Source organism: Rhizobacter sp. Root1221 (assembly GCF_001425785.1).
GTDB lineage: Bacteria > Pseudomonadota > Gammaproteobacteria > Burkholderiales > Burkholderiaceae_C > Rhizobacter.
The window spans coordinates 47,123-62,401 of the sequence record NZ_LMDI01000014.1 but is presented as its reverse complement, the minus strand read 5'-3'; the positions used below and the strand labels follow the sequence as shown (position 1 = coordinate 62,401).

Here is a 15,279-nt window from a genome sequence, read left to right as displayed (position 1 = left end):
AGGCCCCGATCCATGAAACAGACTCCCGCCCACGACATCGTCAACGCCGAACTGCTGTCCCTCGTGCCGCTCGCGGCCCGGCGCATCGTCGAAGTGGGGTGCATGCAGGGCGCGCTTGCCCGCGTGGTGCGGCAGCGCTCGCCGTCGACCGATTACGTCGGCATCGACATCGACCCCGATTACGCCCAGGTGGCCGCGGCGCATTGCACCGAGGCGTTCTCCTGCGACATCGAGAAGATCGAACCGGCCCGCTGGGACGGCCTCTTCCCGAGCGACTGCTGGATCTTCGGCGACTGCCTCGAACACCTGCGCGATCCGTGGCTGCTGCTGCGCCGCATCCGCACCGCGATCGACGCCGATGGCACGCTGCTCGTGTGCGTCCCGAACGCCCAGCACTGGAGCGTGCAGTGGCGCCTCGCGTCGGGCAACTTCCGCTACGAGGATTCGGGCCTGCTCGACCGCACGCACATCCGCTGGTTCACCCGCATCACGCTGCTGGAGATGTTCCAGAACGCCGGCTGGCGCATCGAACAGGGGCTGACGCGCAACCTGGCGCCGGTGCCGCAGCAAGAAGGCATCCTGCAGGCGATCCGCGGTTTTGCGGTGGCCGGCGGGTTCGACCCGGAACAGGCCGCCGCCGACGCGCTGCCGTTCCAGTACGTCTTCAAGCTGCGACCGGCCTGAGAGGCTGGTGCATCGCACAATGCGGGGTTCATTCATGAACCGCCCGCATGGCCATTGCCCACCGCATCTCACCCGACCGTGACATCGCCCTGAAACTCGACTGGCGGGGCTTCGACGCACAAGCGCACCGGCTCCTGCTCGTGGCCGACGGGCGAGGCTACCGCCTGAACGTGACCGGCGTGGGCGACGATGGCTGGCTCCGCCTGGGTGACACCGCCTTCAGCTTCGAGCGCGCGCTCATGTCCCACCGCGACGCGCCACTCCAGGTGCTGGTCACCGACGTGGGCCAGCAGGCCCACCTGGCGGCCGAACCGCTGCTGTTCCACCAGTCATTCTTCGCGCCGCTGGTGGACTTCGCGACGCTCGCCCTGCCAGGGTTCAGCACCACGCCGTATGCGCGGCCGGCCTTGCTCGCCGCGTGCACGCACGTCTACAACGACGCGGTGATGGCGCGGATCTGGGAGCGGCACTACGCGACCTACCTGCCCCACGCGCACCTGTTCGTGATCGACCATGGGTCCGACGAACCCGTGCGCGAGGTGCTTTCGCCGCAGACCCAGGTGGTCCGGCTGCCGCGAGGTGCCACGGACCACGCCAACATGGCGCAGTTCTGCAACCAGTTCCAGCGCTTCTTGCTGACGCAGTACCGTTGGGTGTTGCACGTCGACGTGGACGAGCTGCTCGTGTCCGAGGAGGGCGTCGAGGCGTTCCTGGCGCGGCTGGCCGCCGATACCGGGCCGCCCCGCATCGTGGAGCCTGCCCACGCCGTGGACCTGGTGATGCACCCGTTGCAGGATGCCCCGCTGGATCCGGACCGCCCGCTCACCCACCAGCGCCGTCACCTGGTGCCGAACCCGCACTACCGCAAGCCGGTGCTCGTGTCCCGCCCGGCCACCTGGGCCCCGGGCTTTCACTTCGCGGTCGAAGCGTTCGACGTGGTCAAGGACCCGCTGCTCTGGCTGGTGCACCTCGACAAGGCCGACATGGCCATCGCGATGGTGCGCCACCGGAAATGGCTTGCCACGCAGCACACGGCGGACGATGCCGCCCGCGTGGACCATTCCCACCGGGCCGTCGACGAGGCGGGTCAGCGCGCCCGCTTGCTGGAAGCCCTGGCGTCGCCCCATGCCCTGCAGATGCCGGCGTGGATGGTCGGGCGGTTCTGAGCGCCCCCAGGGCCGGGCTGCGCCCAGCCCGCCCCCCGTGGGGGTGTCAAGGAAACTTGGGGCGGCCCGGCGCTTCCTTGAGCGTCACGACCCGCCCTGCGGCAGGTAGAGGTCGAACACGCCACCGGCCTGCAGGGTCATGGTGTAGCCCCGGCGCACGGATCCCAGTTCGGTCATGACGTGGTACGTGCCTTCCGGCAGTGTCACGTCGAGCAAGGCGCCGGGTTCCTCGAAGGCGGCCACTTCGTGGTGTGCCACGTCTTGGATCCGCACCCGCAACGGGCGCGGCGCGGGGCGCTTTCGTGCCCACAGGGCGAGCAGCCGCTGCCACGGTGCGTCGCGCCGGCCGCGCGGTGCCGCGGGCTCGATCTCCGCATGGATGAGCAGGTGCGCCTGCGCCGGGCAGGGGGTGGTCGCGGTGGGTGTCGGATGGGGCATGGCAGGTCCTCGTGGCGTCCAGCATCGCCGGGGCCGCGCACGGTGGCATGTCGTCGCACCGGCACGGATGTGACAGCTGCAATGCGCGGGTGCCGGGCGCGCCGTGTCAGCGCAGCCAGGCGAGGCCGGGTGACGCGTTCCATGACATCTGAAATGTGGGCGCGATCGGCCGCAATGTGCGCGCCTCGGGGCCTGCGGAACATGCGGTCACGGGGCAGGGCGTTCCGATGGGGGCGCCCCGTGACCCTGGCCATCCAACGGAATGACAGCCGCCCGCCCGCCGGTGACATGGACTGGGGCAGGCGACATCCGCTAGGATGGTTCCGTCCCACTCACATCCCGCCATGAACGTTGCCACCACCCCCCACATTCTCGTGATCGACGATGACCCAGGCGTCCGGGACCTCGTGACCGAGTACCTGGGCAACAACGACATGCGTGTCAGCGCCGGCATGTCGGGTGCCGACATGTTCCGGCTCTTCGACAGCGAGTCGATCGACCTCGTGCTGCTGGACCTGAAACTCCCCGGGGAAGACGGCATGCAGCTGGCGCGCCAGCTGCGCGAGCGGGCCACCGTGCCCATCGTGCTGCTGACGGGGCGCAACGAGGAAGCCGACCGCGTGATGGGCCTCGAACTCGGCGCGGACGACTACGTCACCAAACCGTTCAGCCCCCGCGAGCTGCTGGCCCGCGTGCGGGCCGTGCTGCGCCGCTACCAGGTGCAGGCCACGCTGCCCGAGCGCGACAACACGCGCCGGGCCTTCCGCTTCTCCGGTTGGGAGTTGAACCTGCGTACCCGGCGCCTGGTGTCGCCGCAGGGCGAATCGGTGGAGTTGTCCAACGGCGAGTTCAGCCTGCTCAGTGCGCTTTGCCGCGCGCCGCGCCGCGTGCTCCAGCGCGATCAGCTGTTGTCGATGACCCGCCTGCACGAGGCCGAGGTCTACGACCGCACGATCGACGTGCAGGTGCGGCGCCTTCGCCTGAAGATCGAGGCCGATGCGGCCCACCCCGCACTCATCCTCACCGAGCGCGGGGCGGGCTACCGCTTTCGAGCGTGCCCGAGCAGCGCGCCAAAAGGCGGCCGATCTAGGCGCGAAGCGGAGCCATAGCTCGGGCTATGGCGAGCATTCGCAACGACGAGCGGACGTCTTTTGGCGTGATGAGCGGGCATGATCGAAAGACTCTCAGCCTCTCAGCCCGGCGAGGGCATCAGCCCGGCGTGCAGCAGCGCGCGTTCGAGGGCGAGTTCGGCCGGCGCCGTGCGGCCCAGGCGGGCGAACCACGCGGCCTCGTCCAGGTCGGCCAGTGCCTGCGCCTGGCGTACACCCGCGTTCTCCCGAAGGTGTTCCCGGGCCGCGCGGATGTTGGCGACCGCCTCGGCATCGCGGCCGCAGTACAGGTCCACGCGGGCATGGTCGATCTCGGCCCGCACGCGGGGGTCCAGGTGGGCCGCCGCGTCGGCCAGCGGGCCTTCGGGTTCATGGGAGACGGCGCTGACCATCGCTGAGAGGGCCGTGCTCGGGAAACTGGATGTCATGTTCGGGTCCATGCTGGCGCGGGGGATGCCGCCAGGCCATGGTGCGAGCCCGAGGTACCACCCGCGTTGCAGCGGGTCACCCGCCGTGTGACAGACGACATGTGGCGGCGGCCCACCCAAAAAAACAACCCGCCCGCCGCACCTCAGGGTGCGGCAGGGCGGGTTGGACCCAAGCGGTCAGTCGATCAGATCAGCGGCAGCGGCTTGTTGCTGTCGTCGTCGAGCAGCGAACCGGCCGCCACCCCGCCGATGCTGGCCTGCGTGGCAGTGACCGGGGTCACCGCCGCGCTGGTCAGGCCCGGCATCAGGTCGGCCGTCGGCGCAGCCAGCACGTCCGACAGGCTGACGGTTGCCGCGGCCGGCGTGACGTCCTTGGCGAACCAGACGTCGGCCATCGCATGCTCAGCACCGTCGGTGGTGGTGTAGCTCGACACCAGGCCCAGCAGGTTGCCGTTGTCGACTTCCGTGCCGGTGAGGGCGCGCAGGTCCAGCGACTGGATCCCGAGTTCCTCCATCGTCTTCAGCTCGCCGGTGTCGGTCTTGCCGTCCTGGTTCGCGTCGACCCACACACGCAGGTCCTTGAAGGTCGCGTCCGACGCGTCCAGCTTCAGGTCGTGGTTGCTGTCCTCCTGGGCCATCGCGACGTAACCGTTGCCGGCCATCTTGCCGTCGGCGGTGCGGGTCGCGGAACCGAAGAGTTCCGTGCCGTTGTTGATCTGGCCATCGTGGTTGCGGTCCACGACCAGCAGGCCGTCGGTGGCGGAAACCCAGCCCACCTTGTTGGCCGAGCCCGTCGCGTTCAGGTCGAAGTTGACGCCGTTGGCCGCGGCGGCGGTGTGCACGCCGTTGCCGTCGAGGTCAAGGACGATCGGCGAGGTCATGAACATCGCGTTGCGCTGGTCGTCCGTCATCGCGGTGAACTGGTCCCCGTCGATGCCGGCGATCTGGGTCATCGACATCGAGGCGATGTCGGCGGTTTCCAGGCCCGCGATCTGGTCGGTCGTGATCGCCTGCACCTGCTCGACGGTCAGGCCGTCGATCTGGAGGGTCGTCAGCGCCTGGATGTGCGCGGTGTCGAGTTGCGAGAACTGGTCGGTCGTCAGCGACGCGATCTGCGCGCTGGTGAACGAAGAGAACTGCGACGACGACAGCGTGTTCAGGTCATCCGAGGTCAGGTGCGAGACCTGCGACGTGGTCAACGACGCGATCTGCGACGTGGACAGCGACGTCAGCTGGTCGGTGGTCAGCGCATCGAGCTGGGCATCCGTGAGGCCGCGCAGCGCGGTGGAACTCAAGGCTCGCAGGTCCACCGTGTCGATGTGCACCAGGTCGGCCGTCTGGATCACGGCCGCCTGGGCCGCGGTCATCGCGCCGAACTGGGCCGTGCCCATCGCGACGAACTCGTCGGAGGTGAGCGCGACGATCTGGTCGGTCGTCAGGGCGCGGATCGCGTTGGTGCTCATCGCCGCGAGGTCGTCGGTCTGCAGCGCGGCCACCTGGGCCACCGTCATCGCGGCCGCCTGGGCGCCGGTGATGGCGGCGAACTGGGTGGCGCTCAGCGCGTTCAGGTCATCGGTGGACAACCCGGCGATCTGTGCCGTCGTCAGCGAGGTGACCTGCATCGTGCTCAGCGACGCGATCTGGTCGGAGGTCAGCGCACCCAGCTGGGCCGCGTCGAGCGCCCGCACCGAGAACACGTTCATCGCACGCAGGTCCTCGGTCTCCAGCTTGGAGATCTGGTCCGTCGTCAGCGCCGCGGCCTGGGTCGCGGTGAGGGCGGCGAACTGCGCGCTGCCGAGGGCGTTCAGCGAGGCGCTGGAGAGGCCGTGGATCTGGTCCGTGGTCAATGAACCCACCTGGGCCGTGGTCAGGGCGCCCAGTTGGTCGGAGGTCAGGCCGGCGAGCTGGCTGTCGGTCAGCGCGCGCAGCGTCGAGGAGCTCAGCGCACGCAGGTCGGCCGACTCGATCTTCGCGATCTGGTCGGACGTCAGGCCGGCGATCTGGCTGGAGGCCAGGGCACCGAACTGCACCGAGGTCATCGCGGCGATCTGGTCAGTCGACAGCGCGGCGAGGTCTTCCGAGCCGAGGGCGCGGACGGCCGTGGTGTTCAGCGCGGCCAGGTCCTCGTTCTCGAGCTTGCCCACCTGGGCTGCCGTCAGTGCCGTGACTTGCGCCGAGGTCAGCGCACCGAATTGCACCGAGGTCAGCGCGTTCAGGTCATCGGTCGACAGGTTGGCGATCTGCGAGGTGGTCAGCGAGGCCACCTGCGCGGTGGTCAGCGAGGCCATCTGGTCGGACGTCAGGGCGCCCAGCTGGGCGTCCGTCAGGGCGCGCAGCGTGGCACTCGACAGGGCGCGCAGGTCGGCCGATTCGATCTTCGCGATCTGGTCGGACGTGAGGCCGGCGATCTGGCCGGAGGTCAGCGCGCCGAACTGCACCGAGGTCATCGCGGCCAGCTGCTCGGTGGACAGCGCGGCGAGGTCTTCGGAGCCGAGGGCGCGGACCGACGAAGCACTGAGGGCCGCGAGGTCTTCGGTTTCCAGCTTGCCGATCTGCGCGGCGGTGAGGCCGGCCACCTGCGAGGACGTCAGCGCAGCGAACTGGCTGGAGGTCAGCGCGTTGAGGTCATCGCTGCTCAGGTTGGCGAGCTGCGACGTGGTCAGCGTGGCCACTTGAGCGGTGCTCAGGGCGGCGGTCTGGTCGGACGTGAGCGCAGCCAGTTGCGAGTCGGTCAGGGCGCGCAGGGCGCCCGACGACAGGGCGCGCAGGTCGGCTGTTTCGAGCTTGGCGACCTGGTCGGTCGTCAGGCCGGCGATCTGGGCCGAGCTGAGCACGCCGAACTGGTTGGTGCCCAGGGCGTTCAGGTTGGCGGTGCTCAGGCCGTGGATCTGGTCGGACGTCAGCGCCGCCACCTGGCCGGTGGTCAGTGCACCCGCCTGGTCGGAGGTCAGGCCGGCCAGTTGCGAGTCGGTCAGGCCGCGGATGGCCGCCGTGCTCAGGGCACGCAGGTCGGCGGAGTCGATCTTGGCGATCTGGTCGGATGTCAGGCCCGCGATCTGGCCGGAGACCAGCGCACCGATCTGCACCGAGGTGAGCGCACCGAGCTGGTCGGTGGACATCGCGGTGAGGTCTTCCGAGCCGAGGGCGCGCACGGCGCCCGAGCTCAGGGCCGCCAGGTCGGCGGTCTCGAGCTTGGCCACTTGCGCGGCCGTCAGCGCGGCGGCCTGGGCGGAGCCCAGTGCGGCGAACTGGGCCGAGGTCAGTGCGTTCAGGTCATCGGTGGCCAGGTTGGCGATCTGCGACGTGGTCAGCGAGGCCACTTGCGCGGTGGTCAACGTGCCGAGCTGGTCGGAGGTCAGCGCACCCAGCTGGGCATCGGTGAGGGCGCGCAGCGTGGCCGAGCTGATGGCGCGGAGGTCGGCCGATTCGATCTTGGCGATCTGGTCGGACGACAGGCCGGCGAGCTGGGCGGAGGTCAGCGAACCGAACTGCACCGAGGTCATCGCGGCGATCTGGTCGGTCGACATCGCGGCGAGGTCTTCCGAGCCGAGGCCGCGGATGGCCGTCGCGTTGATGGCCGCGAGATCGTCGGTTTCCAGCTTGCCGATCTGCGCGGCGGTAAGGCCGGCCACTTGCGTGGAGGTCAGCGCAGCGAACTGGCCCGAGGTCAGTGCGTTGAGGTCATCGCTGCTCAGGTTGGCGAGCTGCGAGGTCGTCAGTTGGCCGATCTGGACCGTGCTCAGCGCGGCGGTCTGGTCGGACGTGAGCGCGGCCAGTTGCGAGTCGGTCAGGGCGCGCAGGGCGCCCGACGACAGGGCGCGCAGGTCGGCGGTTTCGAGCTTGGAGATCTGGTCGGTCGTCAGGCCCGCGGCTTGCGCCGAGGTCAGGGCGGCGAACTGGCCCGTGCTCAGGGCGTTCAGGCCGGCGGTGGACAGGCCGTGGATCTGGTCGGAGCTCAGGGCACCCACCTGGGCGCTGGTGAGCGAGGCGACCTGGTCGGAGGTCAGGCCCGACAGCTGCGCATCGGTGAGGCCACGGATGGCCGCGGTGCCCAGCGCACGGAGATCGGCCGATTCGATCTTCGAGATCTGGTCGGACGTGAGGCCGGCGAGCTGGGTGGACGACAGGGCACCGAACTGGGCCGAGGTCATCGCCACCAGCTGGTCGGTGGACAGTGCGGCGAGGTCTTCCGAGCCGAGGGCGCGCACGGCGCCCGAGTTCAGCGCGGCGAGGTCGGCGGTGTCGAGCTTGCCCACTTGTGCGGCGGTGAGCGCGGCGGCCTGGGCGGAGCCCAGCGCGGCGAACTGGCCGGAGGTCAGTGCGTTCAGGTCATCGGTGGCSAGGCCCGCGATCTGCGAGGTGGTCAGCGAGGCAACCTGGCNCCGCAGCACCACCTGCGCCGTGCCGGCACGGCGGCCGAACGGGGCATCGGCGTGGAGTTTTGCTCTGGTCGGACGTGAGACCCACCACTTGCGTGCTGGTCAGCGCGCCGAACTGGGCCGAGGTCATCGCCACCAGCTGGTCGGTGGACAGTGCGGCGAGGTCTTCCGAGCCGAGGGCGCGCACGGCGCCCGAGTTCAGCGCGGCGAGGTCGGCGGTGTCGAGCTTGCCCACTTGTGCGGCGGTGAGCGCGGCGGCCTGGGCGGAGCCCAGCGCGGCGAACTGGCCGGAGGTCAGTGCGTTCAGGTCATCGGTGGCCAGGCCCGCGATCTGCGAGGTGGTCAGCGAGGCAACCTGGCCGGTGCTCAGGGCGCCGAGCTGGTCGGAGGTCAGGGCACCCAGCTGGGCGTCGCTCAGCGCGCGGAGTGCTGCGCTGCTGACGGCACGGATGTCGCCGGTTTCGATGGCCGCAAGCTGGCTGGTCGACAGCGCGCTGAGCTGGGCGCTGCTCAGGGCACCTACCTGGGACGAGGTCAGCGCGGCGATGTCGGCGGACGACAGGCCGGCGAGCTGGTTCGGGTTGGTGGCGAGCGAGGCGATCTGGCCCGACGTCAGCGAGGCCAGTTGGTCGGACGTCATCGCGTCGACCTGGTCGGACGTCAGCGCGCGCAGCGTGGCGGTGGACAGGGCACGCAGGTCAGCCGATTCGATCTTCGAGATCTGGTCGGACGTGAGACCCACCACTTGCGTGCTGGTCAGCGCGCCGAACTGGGCCGAGGTCATCGCCACCAGCTGGTCGGTGGACAGCGCGGCGATGTCGTCGGACCCCAGCGAGCGGACGGCGGCGGCGTTGAGCGCGGCCAGGTCGGCCGTTTCGAGCTTGGCGATCTGCGCACCGGTCAGTGCGGCCGCTTGCGTGGAGGTCAGCGAGGCGAACTGCGCCGAGGTCAGTGCGTTGAGGTCGTCGGTGGCCAGGCCGTTGATCTGCGACGTGGTCAGCGAGGCCACTTGCGCGGTGCTCAGCGAGGCCATTTGGTCGGATGTCAGGCCACCCAGCTGGGCGTCCGTCAGGGCGCGCAGCGCGGCGCTGGACAGGGCGCGCAGGTCGGCGGATTCGATCTTCGAGATCTGGTCGGACGAGAGGCCGGCGATCTGCGCGGACGACAGGGCGCCGAACTGCACCGAGGTCATCGCAACCAGTTGGTCGGTCGACAGCGCGGCGAGGTCTTCGGAGCCGAGGGCGCGCACGGACGTGGCGTTGACGGCGGCGAGGTCTTCGGTTTCCAGCTTGCCGATCTGCGCGGCGGTGAGGCCGGCCACTTGCGTGGAGGTCAGCGCAGCGAACTGGCCCGAGGTCAGTGCATTGAGGTCATCGCTGCTCAGGTTGGCGAGCTGCGAGGTGGTCAGCGTGGCCACTTGAGCGGTGCTCAGCGCGGCGGTCTGGTCGGAGGTGAGGGCGGCCAGTTGCGAGTCGGTCAGGGCACGCAGGGCACCCGATGACAGGGCGCGCAGGTCGGCCGTTTCGAGCTTGGAGATCTGGTCGGTGGTCAGGCCGGCGGCTTGCGCGCCGGTCAGCGCGGCGAACTGGGCTGTGCCCAGCGCGTTCAGGCTGGCGGTGGCCAGGCCGTTGATCTGGTCGGAACTCAGGGCACCCACCTGGCCGGTGGTCAGCGTGGCGATCTGGTCGGAGCGTGGTGGTGCTCAGCGCACGCAGGTCGGCCGATTCGATCTTCGAGATCTGGTCGGAGGTGAGGCCGGCGATCTGCGTGGACGACAGGGCACCGAACTGCGCCGAGGTCATCGCCACCAACTGGTCGGTGGACAGCGCGCCCAGGTCATCGGAACCCAGCGACCGGATGGCGGTGGCGTTGAGTGCGGCGAGGTCGGCCGTCTCTAGCTTGGCGATCTGGGCACCGGTCAGCGCGGCCGCCTGATTGGACGTCAGCGCGGCGAACTGGGCCGAGGTGAGGGCGTTCAGGTCATCGGTGGACAGGCCGGCGATCTGCGACGTGGTCAGCGAGGCCACTTGCGCGGTGCTCAGCGAGGCGATCTGGTCGGACGTCAGGCCGCCGAGCTGTGCATCGGTCAGGGCGCGCAGCGTGGCACTCGACAGGGCGCGCAGGTCAGCCGATTCGATCTTCGAGATCTGGTCGGACGAGAGGCCGGCGATCTGGACGGACGACAGGGCACCGAACTGCACCGAGGTCATCGCCACCAGTTGGTCGGTGGAGAGCGCGGCGAGGTCTTCCGAGCCGAGGGCGCGGATCGACGTGGCGTTGATGGCGGCGAGGTCTTCGGTTTCGAGCTTGCCCACCTGGCTTGCGGTCAGCGAGGCGATCTGCGAGGAGGTGAGCGCGCCGAACTGGGCCGAGGTGAACGCGTTCAGGTCATCGCTCGTCATCGCGGCGATCTGCGACGTGGTGAGCTGGTTGACCTGGTTCGTGCCCAGGGCGGCGGTCTGGTCGGACGTGAGCGCGGCCAGTTGCGAGTCGGTCAGGGCGCGCAGGGCGCCCGACGACAGGGCGCGCAGGTCGGCCGTTTCGAGCTTGGAGATCTGGTCGGTGGTGAGGCCGGCGATCTGCGCGGAGCTCAGCGCGGCGAACTGGCCGGTGCTCAGGGCGTTCAGGCCGGTGGTGGACAGGCCGTTGATCTGGTCGGACGACAGCGAGCCCACCTGGCCGGTGGTCAACGAAGCGACCTGGTCGGAGGTCAGGCCCGACAGCTGCGCGTCGGTGAGGCCTCGGATGGCCGCGGTGCCCAGCGCCCGGAGGTCGGCCGATTCGATCTTCGAGATCTGGTCGGACGTGAGGCCGGCGAGCTGGGTGGACGACAGGGCGCCGAACTGGGCCGAGGTCATCGCCACCAGCTGGTCGGTGGACAGTGCGGCGAGGTCTTCCGAGCCGAGGGCGCGCACGGCGCCCGAGTTCAGCGCGGCGAGCGCGGCGAGGTCGGCGGTGTCGAGCTTGCCCACTTGTGCGGCGGTGAGCGCGGCGGCCTGGGCGGAGCCCAGCGCGGCGAACTGGCCGGAGGTCAGGGCGTTCAGGTCATCGGTGGCGAGGCCCGCGATCTGCGAGGTGGTCAGCGAGGCAACCTGGCCGGCGCTCAGGGCGCCGAGCTGGTCGGAGGTCAGGGCACCCAGCTGGGCGTCGCTCAGGGCGCGGAGTGCTGCGCTGCTGACGGCACGGATGTCGCCGGTTTCGATCGCGGCGAGCTGGCTGGTCGAGAAGGCCGACAGCTGGGCGCTGGTGAGCGCGCCCACCTGGGCGGACGTCAGCGCGGCCACGTCGGTGGAGGACAGGCCGGCGAGCTGGTTCGGGTTGGTGGCGAGCGCGGCGATCTGGCCCGATGACAGCGAAGCGAGCTGGTCGGAGGTCAGCGCGTCCACCTGGTCGGACGTCAGCGCGCGCAGCGTGGCCGTGGACAGTGCACGCAGGTCGGCCGATTCGATTTTCGAGAGCTGGTCGGACGTGAGGCCCGCCACTTGCGTGCTGGTCAGCGCGCCGAACTGGGCCGAGGTCATCGCCACCAGCTGGTCGGTGGACAGTGCTCCGAGGTCGTCGGAACCCAGCGAGCGGATGGCGGCGGCGTTGAGCGAGGCGAGGTCGGCCGTGTCGAGCTTGGCGATCTGCGCACCGGTCAGTGCGGCGGCCTGATTGGAGGTCAGCGCGGCGAACTGGGCCGAGGTGAGGGCGTTCAGGTCATCGGTGGACAGGCCGGCGATCTGCGAGGTGGTCAGCGAGGCCACTTGCGCTGTGCTCAGCGAGGCGATCTGGTCGGACGTCAGGCCGCCGAGCTGTGCATCGGTCAGGGCGCGCAGCGTGGCACTCGACAGGGCGCGCAAGTCCGCCGATTCGATCTTCGAGATCTGGTCGGACGAGAGACCGGCGATCTGGGCGGACGACAGGGCACCGAACTGCACCGAGGTCATCGCGGCCAGCTGGTCGGTCGACAGCGCGGCGAGGTCTTCCGAGCCGAGGGCGCGCACGGACGTGGCGTTGATAGCGGCGAGGTCTTCGGTTTCCAGCGTGCCGATCTGCGCGGCGGTGAGGCCGGCCACTTGCGTGGAGGTCAGCGCACCGAACTGCGCGGAGGTCAGTGCGTTCAGGTCATCGCTGCTCAGGTTGGCGAGCTGCGAGGTGGTCAGCGTGGCCACTTGAGCGGTGCTCAGGGCGGCGGTCTGGTCGGACGTGAGGGCGGCCAGTTGCGAGTCGGTCAGGGCGCGCAGGGCGCCCGACGACAGGGCACGCAGGTCGGCCGTTTCGAGCTTGGAGATCTGGTCGGTGGTCAGGCCGGCGGCTTGCGCGCCGGTCAGCGCGGCGAACTGGGCGGTGCCCAGCGCGTTCAGGCTGGCGGTGGCCAGGCCGTTGATCTGGTCGGAACTCAGGGCACCCACCTGGCCGGTGGTCAGCGTGGCGATCTGGTCGGAGNGTGCCCAGCGCGTTCAGGCTGGCGGTGGCCAGGCCGTTGATCTGGTCGGAACTCAGGGCACCCACCTGGCCGGTGGTCAGCGTGGCGATCTGGTCGGAGGTCAGGCCCGACAGCTGCGCGTCGGTCAGCGCACGCAGCGTGGTGGTGCTCAGCGCACGCAGGTCGGCCGATTCGATCTTCGAGATCTGGTCGGAGGTGAGGCCGGCGATCTGCGTGGACGACAGGGCACCGAACTGNCGTGGTGGTGCTCAGCGCACGCAGGTCGGCCGATTCGATCTTCGAGATCTGGTCGGAGGTGAGGCCGGCGATCTGCGTGGACGACAGGGCACCGAACTGGGCCGAGGTCATCGCCACCAGCTGGTCGGTGGACAGTGCAGCGAGGTCTTCGGAGCCGAGGGCACGCACCGAAGCCGCGCTCAGCGCGGCGACGTCGGCGGTTTCGAGCTTGCCGATCTGGGCGGCGGTCAGCGCGGCAGCCTGCGAGGATGTCAGCGCGGCGAACTGGGCCGAGGTGAGGGCGTTCAGGTCATCGGTCGACAGGCCGGCGATCTGCGAGGTGGTCAGCGAGGCCACTTGCGCGGTGCTCAGCGAGGCGATCTGGTCGGACGTCAGGCCGCCCAGCTGTGCATCGGTCAGGGCGCGCAGCGTGGCGCTGGACAGGGCGCGCAGGTCAGCCGATTCGATCTTCGAGATCTGGTCAGAGCTCAGGCCGGCGATCTGCGCGGACGACAGGGCGCCGAACTGCACCGAGGTCATCGCGGCCAGTTGGTCGGTCGACAGTGCGGCGAGGTCTTCGGAGCCGAGGGCGCGCACGGACGTGGCGTTGATGGCGGCGAGGTCTTCGGTTTCCAGCGTGCCGATCTGCGCGGCCGTGAGACCCGCCACTTGCGAGGAACTCAGCGCGGCGAACTGGCCCGAGGTCAGTGCATTCAGGTCATCGCTGCTCAGGTTGGCGAGCTGCGAGGTGGTCAGCGTGGCCACTTGAGCGGTGCTCAGGGCGGCGGTCTGGTCGGAGGTGAGCGCGGCCAGTTGCGAGTCGGTCAGGGCGCGCAGGGCACCCGACGACAGGGCGCGCAGGTCGGCCGTCTCGAGCTTGGAGATCTGGTCGGTGGTCAGGCCCGCGGCTTGCGCGCCGGTCAGCGCGGCGAACTGGGCGGTGCCCAGCGCGTTCAGGCTGGCGGTGGCCAGGCCGTTGATCTGGTCGGAACTCAGGGCACCCNGCGGCTTGCGCGCCGGTCAGCGCGGCGAACTGGGCGGTGCCCAGCGCGTTCAGGCTGGCGGTGGCCAGGCCGTTGATCTGGTCGGAACTCAGGGCACCCACCTGGCCGGTGGTCAGCGAGGCGATCTGGTCGGAGGTCAGGCCCGACAGCTGCGCGTCGGTCAGTGCACGCAGCGTGGTGGTGCTCAGGGCACGGAGGTCGGCGGTTTCGATCTTGCCGATGTCGGCGGACGCCAGCCCGGCGATCTGGGTGGACGACAGGGCGCCGAACTGCGCCGACGTCATCGCCACCAGCTGGTCGGTGGACAGCGCAGCCAGGTCGTCGGAACCCAACGAGCGGATGGCGGCGGCGTTGAGCGCGGCCAGGTCGGCCGTCTCGAGCTTGGCAATCTGGGCACCGGTCAGCGCGGCCGCTTGCGTGGAGGTCAGCGCGGCGAATTGGGCCGAGGTGAGGGCGTTCAGGTCATCGGTGGACAGGCCGGCGATCTGCGACGTGGTCAGCGAGGCCACTTGCGCCGTCGACAGCGAGGCCACCTGGTCGGAGGTCAGGCCGCCGAGCTGGGCGTCGGTCAGGGCCCGCAGCGTGGCGCTGGACAGGGCGCGGAGGTCCGCGGAGTCGATCTTCGAGATCTGGTCCGACGAGAGGCCGGCGAACTGGGCGGAGGTGAGGGCGCCGAACTGGGCCGACGTCATCGCGGCCACTTGGCTCGTCGACAGCGCGGCGAGGTCTTCCGACCCCAGGCCGCGGACACCAGTGCTGCTGATCGCGGCGATGTCGCCGGTCTCCAGCGTGCCGATCTGCGTGGCGCTCAGCGCGGCCACCTGGCTCGACGACAGCGCGGCGAACTGCACGGAGGTCAGTGCGTTCAGGTCGTCGCTGGCCAGGCCGGAGAGCTGGGCGGTGGTCATCGCGCCCACCTGCGTGGTGCTCAGGGCGCCGAGCTGGTCACTGGAGAGCGCCGCCAACTGGTCGGAGGTGATGGCCCGCACGGTGCTCGTGCTGAGCATCCGCAGGTCGTGGGTCTCGATCGACGGGAAGATGGCGACGTTGATCGCCGGGAACTGTGCACTCGTGATGGCCCCGAACTGGGCGGTGGTCAACGCGGCGATCTGGTCCGAGCTGAAGGCGGCCCAGTCGGCAGTCGTCAGCGCGGCGATCGAACGGGTCGACAGTCCGGCCACCTGGGCAGTCGTCAGCGAGGAGATGAGGGAGGCCATAACGGGTCCTTGTTCCGGCAGATCAGTGACGCAACGGGTGCGTGCAAACGTGTGGTTCAGCGGAGCGCGTCGTCACACCGACCGCTCCCATTCCGTCGGAATATCGGGTGAATGACCCCTTGGCTTAAGGTGGAAATGAGGCGTCCCCACCCCGTTCTTCGTGAATTCAGTCGCGTACCGATGCGGGGTGCGGGCAGATCGCACACTTT

7 protein-coding genes and 4 pseudogenes are annotated in these 15,279 nt (G+C 69.8%); 3 read left to right on the top strand and 8 right to left on the bottom strand.

Going from position 1 to position 15,279, the window contains the following annotated elements; all coding sequences use genetic code 11:
• Positions 1-12: 12 nt before the first annotated feature.
• Complete coding sequence (locus ASC87_RS12440; protein WP_056661803.1) at positions 13-684, top strand: bifunctional 2-polyprenyl-6-hydroxyphenol methylase/3-demethylubiquinol 3-O-methyltransferase UbiG; 672 nt, start codon at positions 13-15, stop codon at positions 682-684.
• Positions 685-731: 47 nt separating this feature from the next.
• Positions 732-1,850: a glycosyltransferase family 2 protein gene (locus ASC87_RS12435; RefSeq protein WP_056661800.1), complete on the top strand. Its 1,119-nt coding sequence runs from the start codon at positions 732-734 to the stop codon at positions 1,848-1,850.
• 84 nt (positions 1,851-1,934) lie between these two features.
• Here the strand turns inward: ASC87_RS12435 and ASC87_RS12430 are convergent, their stop codons facing one another.
• The gene (locus tag ASC87_RS12430) at positions 1,935-2,288 is read right to left on the bottom strand and encodes a hypothetical protein (RefSeq protein WP_056661796.1); all 354 of its coding nucleotides are present in this window, start codon (positions 2,286-2,288) and stop codon (positions 1,935-1,937) included.
• Positions 2,289-2,632: 344 nt separating this feature from the next.
• Here ASC87_RS12430 and ASC87_RS12425 point away from each other — a divergent pair, with 344 nt between their 5' ends.
• The gene (locus tag ASC87_RS12425) at positions 2,633-3,397 is read left to right on the top strand and encodes a response regulator transcription factor (protein WP_056661793.1); all 765 of its coding nucleotides are present in this window, start codon (positions 2,633-2,635) and stop codon (positions 3,395-3,397) included.
• Positions 3,398-3,480: 83 nt separating this feature from the next.
• Here ASC87_RS12425 and ASC87_RS12420 read toward each other — a convergent pair whose 3' ends face one another.
• The 7 genes and pseudogenes from ASC87_RS12420 to ASC87_RS33720 all read right to left on the bottom strand — a co-directional run.
• Positions 3,481-3,825, bottom strand: coding sequence for a hypothetical protein (locus tag ASC87_RS12420; protein ID WP_157603997.1), 345 nt, complete (start codon positions 3,823-3,825; stop codon positions 3,481-3,483).
• Positions 3,826-4,010: 185 nt separating this feature from the next.
• Complete coding sequence (locus ASC87_RS33745) at positions 4,011-8,177, bottom strand: heme utilization protein (RefSeq protein ID WP_369820760.1); 4,167 nt, start codon at positions 8,175-8,177, stop codon at positions 4,011-4,013.
• 30 nt (positions 8,178-8,207) lie between these two features.
• A pseudogene (locus ASC87_RS33740) lies at positions 8,208-9,861 on the bottom strand (heme utilization protein); the annotation flags it as partial.
• 88 nt (positions 9,862-9,949) lie between these two features.
• Positions 9,950-12,598: pseudogene (locus ASC87_RS33735) on the bottom strand (beta strand repeat-containing protein); the annotation flags it as partial.
• 35 nt (positions 12,599-12,633) lie between these two features.
• Positions 12,634-12,809, bottom strand: a 176-nt coding sequence (locus tag ASC87_RS33730) for a hypothetical protein (RefSeq protein WP_369820759.1), incomplete at its 3' end; no start/stop codon positions are given.
• Positions 12,810-12,870: 61 nt separating this feature from the next.
• Positions 12,871-13,845: pseudogene (locus ASC87_RS33725) on the bottom strand (heme utilization protein); the annotation flags it as partial.
• Between the two features lie 8 nt (positions 13,846-13,853).
• A pseudogene (locus ASC87_RS33720) lies at positions 13,854-15,070 on the bottom strand (heme utilization protein); the annotation flags it as partial.
• Positions 15,071-15,279 lie beyond the last annotated feature (209 nt).

What these genes read in the sequence shown, in the direction of transcription:
- ASC87_RS12440 (WP_056661803.1), top strand. Translation starts at nt 13, where the DNA reads ATGAAACAGACTCCCGCCCACGACATCGTCAACGCCGAACTGCTGTCC.
- ASC87_RS12435 (WP_056661800.1), top strand. Translation starts at nt 732, where the DNA reads ATGGCCATTGCCCACCGCATCTCACCCGACCGTGACATCGCCCTGAAA.
- ASC87_RS12430 (WP_056661796.1), bottom strand. Translation starts at nt 2,288, where the DNA reads ATGCCCCATCCGACACCCACCGCGACCACCCCCTGCCCGGCGCAGGCG.
- ASC87_RS12425 (WP_056661793.1), top strand. Translation starts at nt 2,633, where the DNA reads ATGAACGTTGCCACCACCCCCCACATTCTCGTGATCGACGATGACCCA.
- ASC87_RS12420 (WP_157603997.1), bottom strand. Translation starts at nt 3,825, where the DNA reads ATGACATCCAGTTTCCCGAGCACGGCCCTCTCAGCGATGGTCAGCGCC.